This is a genomic window from Pseudolabrys sp. Root1462, assembly GCF_001426945.1.
Classification (GTDB): Bacteria; Pseudomonadota; Alphaproteobacteria; order Rhizobiales; family Xanthobacteraceae; genus Pseudolabrys.
Window position 1 is genome coordinate 2,401,468 of the sequence record NZ_LMFS01000001.1, and the last position, 13,975, is coordinate 2,415,442.

The 13,975-nt window shown below is 64.8% G+C and carries 14 protein-coding genes; 8 read left to right on the forward strand and 6 right to left on the reverse strand.

What is annotated here, in order from left to right:
* Position 1: 1 nt before the first annotated feature.
* On the reverse strand, positions 2-1,519 hold the full coding sequence (locus ASD45_RS11775; protein WP_056911653.1) for a 4-hydroxyphenylacetate 3-hydroxylase N-terminal domain-containing protein: 1,518 nt from the start codon (positions 1,517-1,519) through the stop codon (positions 2-4).
* A gap of 148 nt (positions 1,520-1,667) precedes the next feature.
* Between ASD45_RS11775 and ASD45_RS11780 the strand changes: the two genes are divergently transcribed.
* From ASD45_RS11780 to ASD45_RS11815, 8 genes are all read left to right on the forward strand, one after another.
* The gene (locus ASD45_RS11780; RefSeq protein ID WP_056911654.1) at positions 1,668-2,915 is read left to right on the forward strand and encodes an MFS transporter; all 1,248 of its coding nucleotides are present in this window, start codon (positions 1,668-1,670) and stop codon (positions 2,913-2,915) included.
* Positions 2,916-2,934: 19 nt separating this feature from the next.
* On the forward strand, positions 2,935-3,624 hold the full coding sequence (locus ASD45_RS11785) for a DUF2848 domain-containing protein (RefSeq protein ID WP_156380808.1): 690 nt from the start codon (positions 2,935-2,937) through the stop codon (positions 3,622-3,624).
* Positions 3,625-3,637: 13 nt separating this feature from the next.
* Complete coding sequence (locus ASD45_RS11790; protein WP_056911655.1) at positions 3,638-4,030, forward strand: hypothetical protein; 393 nt, start codon at positions 3,638-3,640, stop codon at positions 4,028-4,030.
* A 6-nt stretch (positions 4,031-4,036) separates the two neighbouring features.
* Positions 4,037-4,963, forward strand: coding sequence for an ABC transporter substrate-binding protein (locus ASD45_RS11795; protein WP_056911656.1), 927 nt, complete (start codon positions 4,037-4,039; stop codon positions 4,961-4,963).
* Positions 4,960-5,505, forward strand: coding sequence for a flavin reductase family protein (locus ASD45_RS11800; protein ID WP_244485319.1), 546 nt, complete (start codon positions 4,960-4,962; stop codon positions 5,503-5,505). The genes ASD45_RS11795 and ASD45_RS11800 overlap by 4 nt, the downstream gene beginning before the upstream one ends.
* Before the next feature lie 77 nt (positions 5,506-5,582).
* On the forward strand, positions 5,583-6,206 hold the full coding sequence (locus ASD45_RS11805; RefSeq protein WP_162249415.1) for a MarR family winged helix-turn-helix transcriptional regulator: 624 nt from the start codon (positions 5,583-5,585) through the stop codon (positions 6,204-6,206).
* Between the two features lie 2 nt (positions 6,207-6,208).
* A complete protein-coding gene (locus ASD45_RS11810) occupies positions 6,209-7,303 on the forward strand; it encodes an NAD(P)/FAD-dependent oxidoreductase (protein WP_056911658.1) in 1,095 nt (364 codons plus the stop codon).
* A 147-nt stretch (positions 7,304-7,450) separates the two neighbouring features.
* Positions 7,451-9,241 (forward strand): thiamine pyrophosphate-binding protein, encoded by a 1,791-nt coding sequence (locus ASD45_RS11815; RefSeq protein ID WP_244485321.1) that lies wholly within the window; start codon positions 7,451-7,453, stop codon positions 9,239-9,241.
* A 17-nt stretch (positions 9,242-9,258) separates the two neighbouring features.
* On the opposite strand, the gene ASD45_RS11820 is transcribed toward ASD45_RS11815, so the two are convergent.
* From ASD45_RS11820 to ASD45_RS11840, 5 genes are read right to left on the reverse strand one after another with little or no spacing between them, the layout of a single operon-like run.
* Positions 9,259-10,743: an amidase family protein gene (locus tag ASD45_RS11820; RefSeq protein WP_056911659.1), complete on the reverse strand. Its 1,485-nt coding sequence runs from the start codon at positions 10,741-10,743 to the stop codon at positions 9,259-9,261.
* Positions 10,744-10,789: 46 nt separating this feature from the next.
* On the reverse strand, positions 10,790-11,557 hold the full coding sequence (locus ASD45_RS11825) for an ABC transporter permease subunit (protein ID WP_056911660.1): 768 nt from the start codon (positions 11,555-11,557) through the stop codon (positions 10,790-10,792).
* On the reverse strand, positions 11,554-12,321 hold the full coding sequence (locus tag ASD45_RS11830) for an ABC transporter permease subunit (protein ID WP_082540798.1): 768 nt from the start codon (positions 12,319-12,321) through the stop codon (positions 11,554-11,556). The genes ASD45_RS11825 and ASD45_RS11830 overlap by 4 nt, the downstream gene beginning before the upstream one ends.
* Positions 12,322-12,350: 29 nt before the next feature.
* Complete coding sequence (locus ASD45_RS11835) at positions 12,351-13,184, reverse strand: ABC transporter ATP-binding protein (RefSeq protein WP_200949664.1); 834 nt, start codon at positions 13,182-13,184, stop codon at positions 12,351-12,353.
* A gap of 46 nt (positions 13,185-13,230) precedes the next feature.
* The gene (locus tag ASD45_RS11840; protein ID WP_056911662.1) at positions 13,231-13,971 is read right to left on the reverse strand and encodes an isochorismatase family protein; all 741 of its coding nucleotides are present in this window, start codon (positions 13,969-13,971) and stop codon (positions 13,231-13,233) included.
* Between the last annotated feature and the right edge of the window lie 4 nt (positions 13,972-13,975).

Here is a 13,975-nt window from a genome sequence, read left to right on the forward strand (position 1 = left end):
CTTACTTCGTGTCGCCGATCGGCGGCAGCGCGAGCGCGCTTTCGACCATGCCAGTGGCGCGGGCGAAATCGAAGTTGCGATAGACGTTCATCTTCACCAGGAACGACGCGCCGCCGTAGAACTTCTCATATTGTTGGTGACGGCTGCCGAACTCGGACCCGATGAAATCCCAAGCCATGCGCATCACGGCCACGCGGCTCCTGGCGTCGGCGACGCCGGACTGCATGAAGCGGTCGATGTCGGAACGCATGTCGGCGTTCTGGAAGTCGGCGTAAGCCGACGGCACCGTGATCATGCCGGCGCCGCTCAGTTCGCGAATGATCTCGAGCATGCGCGAGTTCAGTTCGGACTGCAGCGCCATGATCGAATAAAGCGCGGTCTTGGATGGCCAGAGCACGCCATCCTTGTCGATCGTTGCCGTGGTCTCCTGGGACAACAGCATGTTCTCGACGATCGAGACGAGCGAAGCCAGCTCGCCCATCTGGACCTGAACGGCCGGGTTGGAATCGTTGCCGGTCATCTCGTTCATGCGCTTGGCAAGACCGATCATGAACCGCAGCTTGGTCGCATAGCGCGCCTGGGCCTGATAGTTGCCATAGAGGTGCGACGGCGTGCGCCACCACTGATCGCGGCACACCGCGGGATTGCGGTAGATGAAGACGTTCTCCCACGGCACGAAGACGTTATCGAGAACGACGAAGCAATCGACTTCATCGAAGCGCGAGGACAGCGGGTAGTCGAACGAATTTTCCGCAACATTGGCGTAAGCCCGGCGCGGGTAGAGCTTGAGCCCCGGCGCATTGGCCGGAATAGCGACGCCATTGGCGTAGTTCTCATCGCCTGCCTGCAATGGATGGATGCAGCTCAGGTAGATGTAGTCGGAGTAAAGGCCAGCGGTCGCGAGCTGCTGCGCGCCCGACAGGATGATGCCGCCATCTGTCTCCTTGACGACACCGGCATACAGCGTCGGATCGCTCTGCTGATGCGCCGGCTTGCTGCGGTCGATCTGCGGCGGGACGATGGCGTAGCTGAGATATTGATGGGTATCGCGGATCTTCTCGTAAAAGTTGACCACATTATCGGCGAATTGCTGGCCGCCCGCCGCGAAGACGCTCGGCACCGCAGCGTAACCGGCGAAAAAGCCGGCGACGTGGTCGGGCGTCCGCCCCATCAGGCCGTAGGTCGCTTCAGCCCAGGTCTCGGCGGCCAGGCGTTTGGCCTTGAGATCGGCGTGGGTTTTCGGAATCTGGTAGGCGCGCCAGACCGGATTGCCGGTTTTCGGCGAAGTGAAGGTCATGCGCTCGCGCATCTCCGGCGCGGCAGCGACGTCGAACAGGCGCGCCAGCGACTTTGCTCCCCCGGAGAATGCCGGATGGGTCGTAACGTCCTTCACCTTTTCGCCATCGACATAGACCTGACGGCCGTCGCGCAGGGATTCGAGATATTCGGCGCCCGTGCGCAACCCGCTGCCGGCGCTCGTCCGAGAACTCCCCTTCGTCACGTTTTCAACGACGTTCATGGCGTTCCTTAACCTCCGCGGTCCGATGGATCTCTCGTCAGGATGGGGAAAACCGCCCCTACCCGGCTCTTGCATTATGCTATAAAACATAGGTATGTTAGATTAGCAATCAAATTTCACACCCCGCCGGGACAACGAGGAAAATTCGATGGCAACGAGTTCGATTTCCGAGGCCCCCTCTGCTGTAAGTCCGGCTGCGAAGCGTCGTTGGCTGGTCGCCGGCGTTCTGCTGCTGGTCGTCATCGCCGGCTTTTTCGATCGCATCAGCATCGCGGTGCTGTTCACGAACAGCGAGTTCAATCAGGCGATCGGGATCGGCTTCAATCCGCCGATGCTCGGCCTCTTGATGACGTCGTTCCTGTTTGCCTATGGCGTCTCCGGCGTGCTCCTGAGTTTCATCGGTGACATTTATGGGCCGCGGCGCAGCCTCGCGGTCGGCGCCTCGCTGTGGGGCGTGTTCATGGTGCTGATCGGCGCCGCCAGTTCCTTCACGTCGATGATCGTCTACCGCGTGCTGCTCGGCCTCGCCGAAGGGCCGCAGTTCGCTTTGGTCAACAAGGTGGTCAAGCGCTGGTTTCCCAAGCACGAGCAGGCTCGCGCCAATTCAGTGTGGATGGTCGGCAGCCCGCTCGGCTCCGCCATCGGTTTTCCGCTGACCATTGCCCTGGTGGCCGCCTTCGGCTGGCGGTCGTCGTTTTACGCCCTGGCGATCCTCAACATCGTGATCATCGTGCCGCTGGTTCTGATGCTGGTGCGCGACTGGCCGCCGCATCGTGAAGCCGAGGCGCGCGCCGAGGAAGTCTCAACCACGTCAATGACCGGCAGCATCGGCATCTTCCTGAAGGACTGGCGCTTCTGGATGATCCTGCTCTTCAATTCGGCCTGTCTGGTCTATCTCTGGGGCCTCAACGCCTGGCTGCCGAGCTACCTGCAGAAGGTGCAGCATTTCGATTTGAAGTCGCTCGGCTTCTTCGCGTCGCTGCCCTTCATCCTGATGTTTTTCGGCGAACTGCTCGGCGGTTACATCTCGGACCGTATTGGGCGCCGCGCCATCGTCTGCTTCGTCGGCCTGTTCATGGCCGGGGCGCTGATTTACGTGGTGTCGTACGTTTCGAACCCCTATGCCGCCGCAATCGTGATGGCGCTGAGCGCCGGTTTCTGGGGCTCCGCGCTGCCGCCTTTGTTCGCCATGGCCGCGCAGATCATTCCGCCCCAGGTTACGGCATCGGGCGTCGGCGTCTACAACGGGGCCGGCAACTTGATCGGCGCCTGCTCGCCATTGCTGATGGGCTGGATCATCGGCACAGCCGGTAACTTCGACGCCGGCCTTCTGGTGCTGGTCGGCGCGGGAGTCCTCGGCTCGCTCGCCATGCTGCCGCTCATCAAGCGTTACTGAACGCGCAAAGGATCAAGCCATGCCCGAGATCAAACTTACTTTCTCATCGGACGATGCCAGCGGCGATATGAACGTCAGCATCTCCGCACTCGTCATCGCGGGCTGGACCGGACGCGACCAGGCGGCGATGGAGGCGCACATCGTCGAACTGGAAAAGCTCGGCGTGAAGCGGCCGGCCTCGACGCCGATCTTCTATCGCGGCGCCACGTCCCTGCTCACCCAGGCGGCGGACATCGAGGTCGTCGGCACACATTCGAGCGGCGAGGTCGAGCCGGTAATCTTCAGCCTGCCCGATGGCCTATGGCTCGGCGTCGGCTCCGACCACACCGACCGTCAGGTCGAGACCGTCGGCATCACCATCTCCAAGCAGGTGTGCGCCAAGCCGGTGTCGAAGCGGCTGTGGCGCTTTGCCGACGTATCGGCGCGCTGGGATCAACTGCTGGTGCGCTCCTTCGCGACCCGCAACGGCAAGCGCAGCCTGTATCAGGAAGGTCCGCTGGCCAAGATGCGCCACCCTGACGACCTCACCGCGCGCTATCTCGGCGCCGGCGCCAGGCTGCCAGTCGGCACCGCGATGTTCTGCGGAACGCTGGCCGTCCATGGTGAAATCGAGGGTGCCGACCTGTTCGAGCTCGAGCTCGAGGACCCGGTCGCCAAGCGCAAGATCACCCACCGTTACACCACCCTCACCCTGCCGATCGCCGGCTAACACGCGAGGTCTCATGCCGTTCAACAAGCCACATCTCGAATTCTTCGCCCTCGACATGAACTCCGGCTGGGAGACGCCGCCCGGCTATCCGTCGGGCATCAAGCAGAAAATCCTGGCCAGCGACCTCAACGAGACAACGAAGACCGGCAGCCGCTCGCGCATCCTGCGCTTCGACCCCGGCGTCTTCACCACCGACCCATTCGTGCACGATCACTGGGAAGAAGTCTTCCTGTTCTCCGGCGACCTCACTGTCGGCAACGACAAGAACGGCAAGGGCGGCGAACCGTTCAATCCGCTGACCTATGCGTGCCGTCCGCCGGGCGCCTATCATGGCCCGTTCAAGTCGGAGAAGGGCTGCATGCTGTTCGAGATTCACTATTACGACGAAACCCAGAACAAGAAGTAGCAACCGATGAAGATCGCGGTCCCCGACCTGATTTCAAATTCGTATTTTCCGGCGGCGGCCGCGGTCGAACTCGGCTATTTCAAGGAAGAAGGCCTCGACGTCTCGCTCGAACTGATCTTCCCGGTCGACAAGTGCTATGCGGCCTTGCGCGACGGCACGATCGACTTCGTCGGCGGCTCGGCGCATTCGGCGCTGGCCGCCTTTCCCGAGTGGAAGGGCGTCAAGCTCTTGTGCGCGCAAGCACAAGGCATGTACTGGTTCCTGGTCATGCGCGCGGACCTTAAGGCCGCGCGCAACGATCTCAGCATCGTCAAGGGCAAGCGCATCGGCGCCGCGCCGTGGGTCGAGATGGGCCTGCGGCAATTGTTGAAAGCCGGCGGCATCGATCTCGAACGCGACCAGGTGTCGATCGCGCCGGTGCCGGGCGCCGTCGGCGCCACCGTCAATTTCGGCCTCACCGCCGCCAAGGCGCTCGAGGACGGCAAGATCGACGGCTTCTGGGCCAACGGCATGGGCACCGAAGTCGCGGTGACGCGTGGCGTCGGCACCGTCGTGCTCGACATCCGCCGTGGCGACGGGCCCAAGGGCTGCTTCGACTACACCATGGCCTCGATCGCCACGTCCGACCGCTTCATCGAGCAGTCGCCGGACAAGGCAGCCGCCGCCGTGCGCGCCATCGTCAAGACCCAGGCGGCGCTGAAAGCCGATCCGGCGAAAGCCACGGCCGTCGGCCGCAAGCTGTTCCCGCCATCGGAAGCCGAACTGATCGCCGAATTGATCAGGCGCGACCTGCCCTATTACGATGCGTCGATCACGCCGTCCTTCGTCGAGGGCATGAACGCCTTTGCCCGCAACATCGGCATCCTCAAGGGCCATCCGCGCTACGAGGACGTGGTCGCGACGCAATTCAGCCCGCTATGGTCAAAGGCGTGAGCGAGAACACCGACCCCAAACTGGATGCCCGCGCGTTCCGCAATGCGCTCGGACTATTCGCGACCGGCGTCGCCATCATTTCTGCCGAGGTGGATGGCAACAAGATCGGCGCCACGGTCAGCTCGTTCAACTCCGTGTCGCTCGAGCCGCCGTTGGTTTTGTTCAGCGTCGCGCGCAACGCTTATGGCCTGCCGATGTGGAAGGCGGCGAAGGCGCTGGCCATCTCGGTGCTGGGCGAACACCAGGTCGAGCTGTCCAATCGCTTCGCGCGCGCCGCCGGCAGCAAGTGGGATGGTTTGGACGATCGCCGCGCCACCAATGGCAGCCCGCTGCCGCCGGACATCCTCATGCATCTCGAATGCCGGCCTTATGCCACCTATGACGGCGGCGACCATGAGATATTTGTCTGCGAGGTCACGCGCTACACGATCCATCATCCCGGCGCCCTGCCCTTGCTGTTCTTCTCCGGACGCTATCGGCGCCTGGCACATGAGGATGGCGAGCGGGCTCCCGACGATAATCTGTGGCTCCACGGCTGGTGAGATGCGCGTCGATGTTCCGCAACACGGCCCCTTCGTGTATTTGATGCATGTCTGCGGCTAGCGGCAACGAGGCGTCGATGCCTAAAAAGCGGTATTCTGCGGTAAAAAGCGTGCCGGAATCCGGGTCCCGGGGGTCGGCGAAGAACCTCACCGTCAGCCTGCCCGAACTGCTCGTCGATGGCTCCGATCTCAAGTTCCGCGAACTGGTCGCCGACCTGTTCGCGGCCGCAGCCGGCATGCTGGCGCTGCGCCGCGCTCTGGCGACGGCGGTCGGCCTCAGCGCCGCGGAATACGCGATCCTGCTCGCGACCTGGCATCTGCAGAAGAAGGGCCCGGTCGGCATCAACACGCTCGCCGGCCAGTTGCATGTCGCCGCCGCCAATGTCACGGCGGAAGTCGGCAAGCTGGTCACGAAAGGCATTCTCGACAAGCAGCCGCATCCGAAAGACAGCCGCGCCGTCCTCATTCGCCTGACCGCGGACGGCACCGCGATCCTGCACGAACTGACGCCGTTGCTGCGGCGGATCAACGATCGCCTGTTCTCCGGCAACCGGGCGCGGGACATGGACGCCGTGGCAAACTTCCTGCGCCACATCGCCGACGAAACGCCGAACTCCATCCATCTGGCGAAGAGCTTCCACCCCCGCACGCCCCTTCGCGAAGAGCGGCGGCGGAAGCCATCCGCCAAGGAAAGCCGTTAATAATGCAAGTCCTCGTCATCGGAGCCGGCGTGGTCGGCCTCGCCGTGGCGCGCGCCATCGCGCAAAAGGGCCACGATGTCATCGTCGCGGAGGCGGCCAACGCCATCGGCACCGGCGTGTCGTCCCGCAATTCCGAAGTCATCCACGGCGGCATGTATTATCCGACCGGCTCGGTCCGGGCAAAGCACTGCGTCCTCGGCCGCCGCCTGCTCTATGCGTTCTGCGCCTCGCATGGCGTATCGCACAAAAAAGTCGGCAAGCTGATCGTCGCCACCAATGACGCCGAGACGGCCAAGCTCGAACAGATTGCGGCGCAAGGCAAGATCAACGACGTCGAAGGCCTGACCATGCTCAGCGCCGCCGAGGCCATGGCGCTTGAGCCGGCGCTCGCCTGCACCGCGGCGCTGTTGTCGCCCGAAACCGGCATCGTCAGTGCGCACGACTACATGCTGGCGTTACGCGGCGACATCGAGGACGCCGGTGGCGCCATCGCCTTCAACACGCCGGTCACCGGCGCGGTGCGCAAAGACGGCCAGTGGCTGGTCGCGTTCGGCGGCAGCGAGGCCGGCGAGATGGAATTCGATGCCGTCATCAATTGCGGCGGCCTGTCGGCACAGAAGATCGCGCTGACGATGCCCGACTATCCGGCGGTGCGGGTGCCGAAGCAGGTCCTCGCCAAGGGCAATTACTTCACCTATGCCGGCAAGCCCGCCTTCACCCGGCTGATCTATCCGACGCCGGTGACCGGCGGCCTCGGCGTGCATGTCACGCTCGACCTTGCCGGTCGCATGCGCTTCGGACCCGACGTCGAATGGATCGACAGAGAGTATTACCCGGTCGATCCCAAACGCGCCGACGCCTTCTACGACCGCATCAGAACCTATTGGCCGGCGCTCAAGGATGGCACGCTGTCGCCGGATTATTCCGGCATCCGGCCGAAGCTCACCGGCCCGGGCGAACCGGCGGCGGATTTCCTCATCGATCCGCCGGCCGCGCACGGACTGCCCGGTCTGGTGCAGATGTTCGGCATCGAGTCGCCTGGCCTGACCAGCTCGCTGTCGCTGGCCGAACACGTCGCTGCGTCGCTGGACGCCTGACGCCGGGCTACAGCGCATTCCGGCCTTGCCGGAACGCCGGGACACAAAGATATACATAACTAAGCTATCTGTTATAGTCTTTTACCGCGCGCGTTTTTCGCCGCCGGTCCATCAATGCGCCGTCGCTCAGCGTCTCGGAGACATGCCGTGCAAGACCCTGTCATACAAAACATCGACCGCCCCACCGTCCCGGTGAAATCCAACGATCTCGCCTGGAAGAGCGATGTGGCCGCCGAGCTGTTGCGCCGGTCCAAGATTCCTTTCGTCGTCCTCAATCCCGGCGCCAGCTATCGCGGCCTGCATGACAGCCTGGTCAACTATCTCGGCAATACGGCGCCGCAAATGCTGCTGTGCCTGAACGAAGATCACGTCGTTTCGATCGCGCACGGCTACGCCAAGGCGACCGATCAGCCGCTCGCCTGTGTCCTGCACAGCAATGTCGGCCTCATGCATGGCCTGATGGGCATCTTCAATGCCTGGGCCGACCGCGTGCCGATGCTGATCCTCGGCGCCACCGGCCCGGTGCAGCCGGAAAAGCGCCGGCCGTGGATCGATTGGATTCACACCGCCAAGGATCAGGGCGCCCTGCTCCGCCATTACGTGAAATGGGACGACGAACCGCGCTCGGTGCACGGCGTCATCGAAAGCATGACCCGCGCGCTGCAGATGACCACCAGCGCGCCCAAGGCGCCGGTCTATGTCTGTCTGGATGCCGGGCTGCAGGAAGAGCCGATTGCCGACGCGATCGATATCCCGGACTTCGATCGTTTCGCTGCACCGGATGCACCCTGCGGCACGCCGGCCGACATCGCCGAAGTCGCCGACATGGTCGCCGCTGCCAAGCACCCGGTCTTCCTGATTGGCCGCGGCTCACGGCAGCAACTGCATTGGGACCGGCGCGTCGAACTCGCCGAGACCGCCGGCGCCGCCGTCATCACCTCGCTGCGCGAACGCGCCGTGTTCCCAACCAGTCATGCGCAGCACATTTCGCCGCCGAGCGGCTGGATGACCGCCGGCGCCAAGGCCGCCATCAAGGACGCCGACCTGATCGTCAGCTTCGATTGGGTCGATCTCAACGGCTATCTGCAGCAATTCGACCGCAAGACGCACCGGCTCGGCGCCCGCATCGTGCATGTGTCGCTCGACAGCATCCTGCACAACGGCTGGAGCATGGATCACTTCGCGCCGGTCGCCGCCGACCGCCATGTCATGGCCGATGCTGACGCCTTCATCGAACAGTTGCTGCCCGCCATCAAATCGCGCCTCGGCAAGCCGCGCGCGCCATGGCTCAAAGGCGGCCCGGCGACACCGCGCGGCTTCAGCGACGATGCCGAGAAAGAACTCATCCCGCACGACATCGAGGCGCTCCTCACCGAACTGCAAAAGCAGCATCCGATCACGCTGGCGCACACCGTGATCGGCTGGGCCTCGACCGACCTCCCGATGTCAGGACCGCTCGATTATCTCGGCCATGATGGCGGCGCCGGCCTTGCCGCCGGTCCGGGCCTGACCATCGGCGCGGCGCTGGCGCTGCACGACACCGGGCGCATCGTGGTCGGCGTGCTCGGCGACGGCGATTTCCTGCAAGGCGCGACGGCGCTGTGGACCGCGGCGCATTACAGCGTCCCCTGCCTGTTCATCGTCTCGAACAACCGGTCCAACTTCAACGACGAGGTGCATCAGGAAACCGTCGCCAAGACGCGCGGCCGGCCGGTGGAAAATCGCTGGGTCGGACAGCGCATCGACGATCCGGCGGTCGATCTGGCCGCCATCGCACGGGCGCAAGGCGTCGACGCCATCGGCCCGGTGCAGACGCTCAGCGAATTGCGCGACGCCGTGAACCAGGGCCTCGATGCCGTGAAGAGCGGCAAACCGTTCTTTATCGATGCCCGCGTCAAACCCGGTTACGCCAATATCATCGTGTCGCGGCACGGCTGAGGCCGCGCCCGGTCCGGTCAGGGCGTCGACCGCGGCGGCTTGCGATGCTGCGTGGCCTGCTCATAGGCATAGGCCAGCTCGATCATGCGCGCGTCCGAATAAGGCCGCCCCAGGAAGGTGATGCCAGCGGGCAGATCATCGGTGGTGAAGCCTGCTGGCACCACGACCGAGGGCACATTGGTCAGGAACGTGTTGAGGTGCGGGGCGCCCTTCTGATCGACGAACGGAGGCTCGATGCCGTCCTTGATTAGCGTCGGCTGGTGTTCGACTGCCTTGTGCACGATGGCGTCGAGCCGGTGATCGGCCATCACCTTCAGCAGGTTCGTCAGCAGTTGTTCGCGAGCCCGGTGATAGGCGAGCTGCTTGTCGTCGGACGGCGCGTCGAGCCAGCGCTTCTGCGAGTTGATCCAGACTTTCTGGAACAGCGGTGACGCCGCCACCTCCCGGCGAGTGGCGAACGGCGCCTGGGTACCCTTGACGTACATTGCATACATCTGATCGTCGTTGTCCGGATTGCGCGCCCGCTTCTTCAACAGCGCCACCAGATTTGGAATGACGATCGGATCGACGATCTCGGCGCCGGCCTGCTTCAGCTCGGCCACCGCTTTGTTGAAGACGTCATCGACCTTCTGGAAATCGTCGGACTGCGGTTCGCTGTCGTAGCCGATCGGCTCGCGCAGGATGCCGATGCGCGCGCCGACGAGCTCGTCCTTCTTCAGCGTCGCGCTGTAGCTTGCCGGCGTCTGGCCTACGCCATAGGCGGTGCTCGGATCGCCGGGGTCGTAGCCGGCCATGACGTCGAGCAGCTTCGCCAGATCGGCGACGCTGCGCGCCATCGGCCCGAGCGAGCCGTTGGTGGTGGGCCAGCCGCCATAGACGCCGCCGCGACTGACCAGTCCGATCGACGGCCGCATGCCCACGATCCCGTTCCAGATCGACGGCCGCCGGATCGAGGAGAAGCCTTCCTGCCCAATGGCCGCGGCGCAAAAATTCGCCGACACCGCGGCGCCACAGCCGCCTGACGAGCCGCCGGCCGTGCGCGCGGTGTCATAGACGTTGCGGGTCGAGCCGAACAGCGAGCCGTGAGTATCGCCGCCGCCGAGTTCGCCCAGGGTCACCTTGCCGAGCATGATGGCGCCGGCCTGTTTTAACTTGTTGACGACGAAGGCGTCGCGGCCGGGGCGGAAGTCCTTGAACAGCAGCGAGCCCATGGTGGTCGCCATGCCGTCGACGTCGATCTGGTCTTTGATCAGCAGCGGAATGCCGTGCAGCGGGCCGGTCATGCCCTGCGCCTTGAAGCGGGCGTCGAGCCGATCGGCCTCATCGAGCGCCTTGTCGTTGAGCGCGATCACTGCATTGATGGCGGGGCCCTGCTTGTCGTAGGCGGCGATGCGCGCAAGATACGTCTCGACCAGCTGCCGCGCCGTCAGCGTGCCGGCTTCGAAAGCGGCGTGAATGTCGGCGATCGTCGCCTCGACGACGTTGAAGGCTGCGGAGGTCATGGGCGTTTCCTTTCAGGCGTCAGGCACAGGCTTCGAACGGCCGGCTTCAGACGTTGGTCTCGTAATTGCGCAGCAGCGCGCCGCTCCAGCCGATCAGCAGGTTGACCGCGAGGCCGAGAATGCCGGTCAGCATCACCAGGCCGAACACCGTCGCGCTGCGGAAGGTGCTTTGCGCCAGCGAGATCTCGCGGCCGATGCCGGAGCCCTGAGTCAGGATTTCGACGAGCAGCACGATGATCAGCACGATCGGCGCCGCGATCTGGGTACCGAGCTGGATGGCGCCGACCAGCGACGGGATCAGGATCTTGCGCTGCGTCGCGAACCACGACAGGTGCAGCACGCGCGCCGCGTCGAGCCGGTCCGGGCTGATGCGCCTCGCCGCCGAGCGCACATTGAGCAGGATCGGCCAAATGCTGGTCAGCGTCACGACGAACAACGTCATCTGCTCGGTGTAGCCGAGGATGAGTACCGCCACCGGCACTAGCGCGCCGGCCGGCATGGTGCGCCAGAATTCCAGCGACGGCCCGAGCATGCGGTCGAGGCGTTGCGAACGGCCGAGCAGGATGCCGAGCGCCGAGCCGATCAGGATGCTCAGCACCAGCGCCTCGGCGAAACTGGTCATGGTCGTGAAAATGGCCGGCCACAGGCTGCCTGACACGCGCAAGGTCTCGAGCGCTTTCAGCCACTCGAGCGGCGGCGGCAGATACGCCACGCTTTTCGGCGCCAGGAACTGCCAGGCCAGCAGGCCGACGATCAGCGGCAGCAGCCCGCGCAGCGGCGGTGCCGACGCGCCATGATTGCCGCCCGGCGTCATGGCGTCACCGTGTGAACGTTGAGGAAGCGCTCGACCGCGGCCATCAGCGCCGCGTTGAGCGCCCAGCCGATCAAGCCGATGACCAGGAGATAAGCGAAGGCCTGCGCCGGCTGGATCGCCTGCTGCGCATAGACGATGCCGAAACCGAGCCCGGCCGGATTGCCGACCATCTCCGCCACCACCGCCAGCGCGATCGACAAAGTCAGCGCCAGCCGCACGCCGACCAGAATGCTCGGCAGTGCCGCCGGGATGCGCACCTTCATCACCGTGGCGCGCTGCGACAGCCGCAGCACACGCGCCGAATCCAGGTAACTGCGCGGCGTCGCACCGACCGCGCTCGCAGTCGCCAGCAGCACCGGCCACTGGCTGACATAGACGACGATCACCATCTCCATCTTCGACGAGAAGCCGAACAGCAGGAGCGCGATCGAGATCAGCGAGATCGACGGGATCGAGCGCAGCACATCGATGCTGGCCATCGAATAGGTCCACACCGGGCGCCACAAGCCGATCACCAGCCCGGCCGTGAGGCCGACGGCGCTGGCGATCAGCCAGCCGGCCACCGACACCAGCACGGTGTGCCCGAGCTGGGACAGAAGCGCGCCATCGCTGACGAGCTGATAGAGCGCGATGAGAATCGCCGACACGGACGGAATGGTATCGAGCCGCGCGCCGACCGTGCGGCTGAAGATCTCCCACAGCAGCACCAGGGCGGCCATGCAGGCGAGCCCGGGGAGATTGATCCTCTGAACCATCCTGTTCATGCCGGCCGCATCCGCTCCGCTGTCACGCTTCAGGCCCGCGTGCCATGGCCGCGCAGCATCTCGTAGATTGTGTGCCGCAGTTCGAGGAACGCCGGCAATTCCTTGGTCGTGATCTGGTCGCGCTCCTTCGGCAATGGACTGACGATGTCGAGGCCGACCGCCGCCGGCTTGCCGCGCAGCACGATCAGCCGGTCGGCGAGCAGCACCGCCTCATCGACGTCATGCGTGATAAACATGATGGTGGCGCCGGAGGCCTGATGGATGCGGCGCAGCTCGATCTGCAAATTCTCGCGCGTCATGGCATCGAGCGCGCCGAACGGCTCGTCCATCAGCAGCAGCCGCGGCTCAAGCGCCAGCGCCCGCGCAATCTGCACGCGCTGCTGCATGCCGCCCGACATCTGCCGCGGATAGTCATTGGCGCGGTCGGCGAGGCCGACCTGCTCCAGTGCCACCATGGCGCGGCGCTGCCGCTCGGCCTTCGGCAACGTCTCCTCGAGGCCGAGCTCGACATTCTTGCGTGCGGTGCGCCACGGCAGCAACGAACCCGCATAGTTCTGGAACACGAACACCGCGCCCTGCGGCGGGCCGGAAATCGCCTGACCGTTCAGTTCGAGCCTCGAGCCTGGTGCCGCCGGTACCAGGCCGCCGAACACGCGCAGCAGCGTCGTCTTGCCGACTCCGGATTCGCCGAGGATGCAGACGAACTGCCGGCGCGGCACCTCGATGTCGAGATTTTCGATGATGCGCCGCTTGTAGTCGGCGATGCCAAGATCGACCGCCAGCGACCGGCAGCGGAACGCGATTCCGTCATCGGATGACTGCATCTCCGGGCCGCTACCGCCGCCAGCCGCACGCTCCGCCACGCTCACAAATCCTTCCTCCGACGCAAAGTCCCGCCGCCGCGCGGCGTCAGTTCATCTTGATGGTCTTGAGATGATCAATCGCCGCCCCGACCGTGGTGACGTCGCCATACTTCATGTCGATGTCGGCGAGGAACACCCAATGTGCCGTCTGGATGCGGTCGAAGGTGGCGTCAGCCACCACGGCGACTTTGAAGTTGTGCGAGAAGCCGTCGACCGCTGTCGCATAGATGCAGCCGCTCGACGTGCCGCCGCAGATGATCAGCGAGTCGATGCGGTGGGCGATGAGATAAGGCAAGAGGCCGGTGCCGAAGAACAGGCTCGGCTTGTTCTTCGAGAACACCATCTCGCCCGGCTGCGGCGCCAGTTCCTTGACGATCTGGTTCTCGCCCTTCTGCGGATCCGGGTTGAAGCCGGTGTCCTCGACGCCGCGGCGGTTCTTGGCGCGCCACAGCCCGGGTTCGTATTCCGGGCTCGCCGGGTCTTCCATGGCACTGTAGATCACCGGCGCGCCGGCGGCGCGCGCCTGCGCGAGCAGCGCCGCGCTGGCCTCGACGGTCTCCCAGGCGAACTCGCCGCAGGAGCGCCGTTGCGCGGCGATCGATTCGAGGATCGGCTTCGGCTCGCGGCCGCAAAAGCTGTAGGTCGCGTCGACGAGCAGGATCGCGGGACGCGATCCGAAGCCGATGCGCTTGCCGTAGCCTGCGGCATCGGAAATCTCGCGCTCGGTCGGCGTCAGACAGTCGCGAAGCCGCTGCGCCAGAGCGGCTTCCTGGGTCTTGTCGGTCATGTTC

What these genes read in the sequence shown, in the direction of transcription:
- ASD45_RS11780 (WP_056911654.1), top strand. Translation starts at nt 1,668, where the DNA reads ATGGCAACGAGTTCGATTTCCGAGGCCCCCTCTGCTGTAAGTCCGGCT.
- ASD45_RS11805 (WP_162249415.1), top strand. Translation starts at nt 5,583, where the DNA reads ATGCCTAAAAAGCGGTATTCTGCGGTAAAAAGCGTGCCGGAATCCGGG.
- ASD45_RS11830 (WP_082540798.1), bottom strand. Translation starts at nt 12,321, where the DNA reads ATGAACAGGATGGTTCAGAGGATCAATCTCCCCGGGCTCGCCTGCATG.
- ASD45_RS11790 (WP_056911655.1), top strand. Translation starts at nt 3,638, where the DNA reads ATGCCGTTCAACAAGCCACATCTCGAATTCTTCGCCCTCGACATGAAC.
- ASD45_RS11840 (WP_056911662.1), bottom strand. Translation starts at nt 13,971, where the DNA reads ATGACCGACAAGACCCAGGAAGCCGCTCTGGCGCAGCGGCTTCGCGAC.
- ASD45_RS11810 (WP_056911658.1), top strand. Translation starts at nt 6,209, where the DNA reads ATGCAAGTCCTCGTCATCGGAGCCGGCGTGGTCGGCCTCGCCGTGGCG.
- ASD45_RS11785 (WP_156380808.1), top strand. Translation starts at nt 2,935, where the DNA reads ATGCCCGAGATCAAACTTACTTTCTCATCGGACGATGCCAGCGGCGAT.
- ASD45_RS11775 (WP_056911653.1), bottom strand. Translation starts at nt 1,519, where the DNA reads ATGAACGTCGTTGAAAACGTGACGAAGGGGAGTTCTCGGACGAGCGCC.
- ASD45_RS11820 (WP_056911659.1), bottom strand. Translation starts at nt 10,743, where the DNA reads ATGACCTCCGCAGCCTTCAACGTCGTCGAGGCGACGATCGCCGACATT.
- ASD45_RS11825 (WP_056911660.1), bottom strand. Translation starts at nt 11,557, where the DNA reads ATGACGCCGGGCGGCAATCATGGCGCGTCGGCACCGCCGCTGCGCGGG.
- ASD45_RS11795 (WP_056911656.1), top strand. Translation starts at nt 4,037, where the DNA reads ATGAAGATCGCGGTCCCCGACCTGATTTCAAATTCGTATTTTCCGGCG.